The following is a 4,176-nucleotide window of genomic DNA, read 5'->3' as shown; positions in this document are numbered from 1 at the left end:
CCTTTTTCCTAGGTTTCCAAGATTGGTAAGTTTCTATGCGGAGTTAGCCTCAGTATACGAAAAAACAGCCCGGAACATGGGTGGAGCAATAACACTTGCAATCCTTGGAGCTCAAAAGCTTAGATACAGTGAAGAGCTACCAAAAAGCTAGTGAAGGCTATTTACAGCGAGTTTGATTGACATCGGTGGAGGAAGCGAAAGAAGTTTACAACCAGTCGCCGTACCGAACCCCTCGCATCAGCACTTCTTTAAATCCCAGAGGTATATCAACTAATGACCTCATCCGCAAGATACGGAATAGGCTTAGAGGTCGCCCCTTCACAACGTATTGCGTTCCCGTACAATAGCTTGAACCGTTAAATGCAAGGAAAACGTTCGACACTTCTTCTGTTTTGGACGATCTTCTGAGAGGGATATCTTTTAAAAAGATCCCAATCATTCCAATCACATTCTCGCACATCTCATTCTACATCAGGAGTGATCGGGCTGGCGTAAAAAAATCCCCGATCGCCAAGAAGGCAGCCGGGGATTATGCTGATGCAGACGAGACGCTAGAATACGATTACTTCGTTGCTGATATTGCAGCATGGTAACTATCGTACCAAGCGATAAAGTTATTAACGACCGAGTCGAGGAACTGGACGGTCGGTTCGTGAATGAGGTTGCCTTGGGCATCGATTTTCTCATGAACGGCGCCGACATACACCTCGTTGCTTGGAAGAAGCGGGGAGTTGACCCCACTGGCGAACAAAATATCACGTAAGTGCGCTTGTGCTTTGACCGTACCTAGGTTGCCCATGGAAGCTCCAATGATCCAAGAAGGCTTCCCGATCATTACGCGGTCGACCCTCGATAACCAATCAATGGCATTGACCATAATACCGGGGACTGTGGCATTATATTGAGGAACCGCCCACAATACGGCATCGGAAGCTTTGATTTTGGCCTTAAATTGCGTTGCAAATTCAGGCGACGTATTCTCGATATCCTAATTGTAGAACGGGAGCTCCGTAATGCTTACGATTTCCAGCTCGAAGCGGCTAGCATAACGCTTCTGCAGAAATTACGTTAGCTTCAGGTTGTAAGACTCCTTGCGGTTACTGCCGACGATAGCTGCGATTTTCATCATATTTTCCTCTCTATCAGATGCATTATTATTTGGGATTAAGGTTCGAGAACGGGTCACTTTACATAGCCTTTCCTCTCCAGGCTCACAATCATTCTGGCAATTTCCTTCTTGTCCCAAGACTGGAGTCAGTTCGTTCCTGAAACAGCTCTCCCCTGGTTAAACTGTAATGAAAATATTTATTACTGGTTGATTTGACCGCCATCCACCGTGTAAATCGATTGAGACACATATGAAGCATCATCGGATAGCAAGAACACGGCTACACTTGCTACTTCTTCTGCTTCTCCGTATCTTCCTAAAGGTACAGCGGCACCGAATGCTTTTCTTGCTCCCTCGGCATCATCAGGAACTGTATTTTTTTCAATCTGACGCATCATGCGGGTATTGATTACCCCAGGTGCCACTGCGTTCACTCTAACGCCAAACGGGGCTGCTTCCAATGCAACCACTTTGGTCATTCCCATCACTGCATGTTTGGAGCTGTTGTAGCCAACAAATCCAGGCGAACCGATTAGCCCTGCGCCTGAGGAAGTATTCACAATACTTCCGTATCCTTGCTTCTTCATCACAGGAACAACGTATTTCAGCCCGAGGAACGCGCCCTTAACATTTACATTAAATACCAACTCAAAGGTTTCGGTTGGATAATCTTCAACATTTGCAGTAATTCCTTCTATACCCGCATTGTTGAAGAAACCATCAATTTTACCAAATTTTTTAATGGTTGCCTCGACATAAGCTTTGACCTCTTCTTCTTTCGCTACATTTGCCTGAAGAGTAATTGCTCTCGAATCATCAAGTCCTAATTCGGAAACCACTTGTTTAACGGCCTCTAAGTTCAAATCCACTAAAGCAAGCTTTGCTCCTTGCTCTGCCAACTTTTTCGCAGTCGCTTTTCCGATCCCGCCTGCCGCGCCTGTTATCAAGATTACTTTATCATCAAATTTACCCATGAATAAGCACCTCCAGATTTTCTAAATACCCTAGCTTATATAATTATTGAGCTGTATATCCGCCATCAACGGTTAAGCTATTTCCAGTCATAAATGAAGAATCCTCACAAGCCATGAAAAGTACGGCTTTTGCCATTTCCTCCGCTTTACCGAGGCGTTTCATCGGAGTGAGTCCGGCTAATACTTGTTTACTTTCTTCAGGAATAATTGGTGTGTCAATGAACCCTGGGCATAATGAGTTAATGCGAATATTTTGTTCTGCATATTCAAGAGCAAGTGAGCGCGTCAAATTAATCACGCCGCCTTTTGCCGCATTATAGGCTGCCGAACCGGGCGAACCAACCCAGCCGTACATAGACGCAGTATTCACTATCGTGCCTCCGCCCCCTTTTAACATTTCGCGGATGGCTTCACGTGCTACCAAGAAGACGCCATCCAAGTCGACATTTACTGTGTTGCGCCACTCGGAGTATTCCAAATCATGCGAAGGATGAACGCGCCCGATCCCTGCATTGTTGAATACAACATCCACTTTACCGAAAGATTCAACCGTATGTTTAAAGATATTGGCGACTTCTTCCTCGCTTGTAATATTTGCATTAATAAATAGGGCTTCAGCATTAAGCGCCTTCAACTCGTTCTCGAACGCCTTTCCTTTTTCTTCATTTAAATCAACAAGAACCACTTTAGCTCCTTCTGAAACGAATAAACGTGCTGTTGCCGCACCGATTCCGGATGYTCCCCCCGTAATCACGGCTACCTTGTTTTGTAGTTTGCCCATATTAGATTCCTCCAGTATAATATTTTAAAATAGCGTCAACCATAACGTCTATTGTGCTATTTTGTTCACAATTTAATTGTACTATTCTGTTCATAATTAACAATCATCAAGATATTGCAAAATGTCTAACCAGTAGACAATTAGCGTATAAATGTCTTTTTTCCGGGGAGGTCTTTATGAATAATGAAAAAATCGTGACATCTCAACGGCGAGATCGGACGAACGATCATTTAAAATCAGCTCTTATAAAGCTCATAAAAGAAAAGGGATACCATTCCGTATCCGTAAAACAAATTGTCGATTATGCCGCTTATAATCGCAGTACTTTTTATGTACACTACAAAGATATAATTGAACTCGCCGAAGAATTACTTACTTCCATGCTTCACGGATTGGAAGCTTCCGTAGGGGAGCCCTATGTTCCCGGACAAAAAGTGTACACGGAAAAACTAAACGCACCGTCCTTTAGAATCGTTACCTATATTTATGAACACCGGGATTTTTTCGAACTTATTAAATACGATGATACTTTGCCGGGGTTGCACACGGAATTACCGCAAACCATCCTGAAGATCTACAAGGAACAATTTATATTCGAAACGATTAATAACATTCCCGTCAACATGGATTACTTTAAACATTATACAGCCTACGGCTTTTATGGACTTATTCTCAATTGGATCAAAAACGATTTCAAAGAATCTCATGATGAGTTTATCCAAGAAGTAATCGATTTAACCAAAACACATATATATACGTTTAAGTATGTGGGGAAAATTTGACGCTTACGAACCTAACCAAAGGTTCAGCGATTTCAAGCGGTTCGGGCATTGCTGCCCGAAGAGCAATTTCATCCGTTCGGTAAATAATATTGAGATATTCACGGTTAAAAAATTTAAAGGGGGTAAAGGATAAGCGGGTGATGAAGAATGGGGAATCTTGTTAGCCATTACCTCCGTTTCCACGGCTCCAAGACTCTAGCAATGGATGGGTACCGTAAGAGCCATGTGTCTTATGTTCACTTTGTTTGCAGTTTTGCTTCTCGCCATGTCAGATAGCAACGACTGGCCATATCCACCGTTATATGACAAGATATTATGTTGGACAAAAGAACCATCCTCATAGAAGCCGTCACCTTTGGTCACATAAAGAAATACGTTACTCAATCCGTCCCGCGCATTGGCGATCTTGCTTGCATCCTTGACGATAGCGCCGCGAACGCCCACGACAGCGGCAGTCCAGATGCGATTTGCTCCCGTCATCGTCGTAATCGTATTCGAATTAGTAAAGTGATCGACTGCTTTCATATAATT

The 4,176-nt window shown here is 43.4% G+C and carries 3 protein-coding genes and 3 pseudogenes; 1 reads left to right on the top strand and 5 read right to left on the bottom strand.

Annotated elements, in window-relative coordinates; all coding sequences use genetic code 11:
* Nucleotides 1–562: 562 nt before the first annotated feature.
* The 3 genes and pseudogenes from AC1DUA_RS26510 to AC1DUA_RS26500 form a co-directional block, all read right to left on the bottom strand.
* A pseudogene (locus tag AC1DUA_RS26510) lies at nt 563–1,126 on the bottom strand (NADPH-dependent FMN reductase).
* A gap of 182 nt (nt 1,127–1,308) precedes the next feature.
* Complete coding sequence (locus tag AC1DUA_RS26505; RefSeq protein ID WP_477502620.1) at nt 1,309–2,082, bottom strand: SDR family NAD(P)-dependent oxidoreductase; 774 nt, start codon at nt 2,080–2,082, stop codon at nt 1,309–1,311.
* A gap of 43 nt (nt 2,083–2,125) precedes the next feature.
* Nucleotides 2,126–2,863, bottom strand: coding sequence for an SDR family NAD(P)-dependent oxidoreductase (locus AC1DUA_RS26500; protein WP_477502619.1), 738 nt, complete (start codon nt 2,861–2,863; stop codon nt 2,126–2,128).
* A gap of 176 nt (nt 2,864–3,039) precedes the next feature.
* Between AC1DUA_RS26500 and AC1DUA_RS26495 the strand changes: the two genes are divergently transcribed.
* Complete coding sequence (locus AC1DUA_RS26495) at nt 3,040–3,645, top strand: TetR/AcrR family transcriptional regulator (RefSeq protein ID WP_477502618.1); 606 nt, start codon at nt 3,040–3,042, stop codon at nt 3,643–3,645.
* Nucleotides 3,646–3,652: 7 nt separating this feature from the next.
* Here AC1DUA_RS26495 and AC1DUA_RS26490 read toward each other — a convergent pair.
* Nucleotides 3,653–3,813, bottom strand: a pseudogene (locus AC1DUA_RS26490) (acetoacetate decarboxylase family protein); the annotation flags it as partial.
* 27 nt (nt 3,814–3,840) lie between these two features.
* Nucleotides 3,841–4,176 (bottom strand): annotated as a pseudogene (locus AC1DUA_RS26485) (hypothetical protein); the annotation flags it as partial.

This window comes from Paenibacillus sp. 01T422 (genome assembly GCF_056398785.1).
Note: the sequence above shows the minus strand (reverse complement) of the source record. Positions and strands in the feature narration are given on the sequence as shown.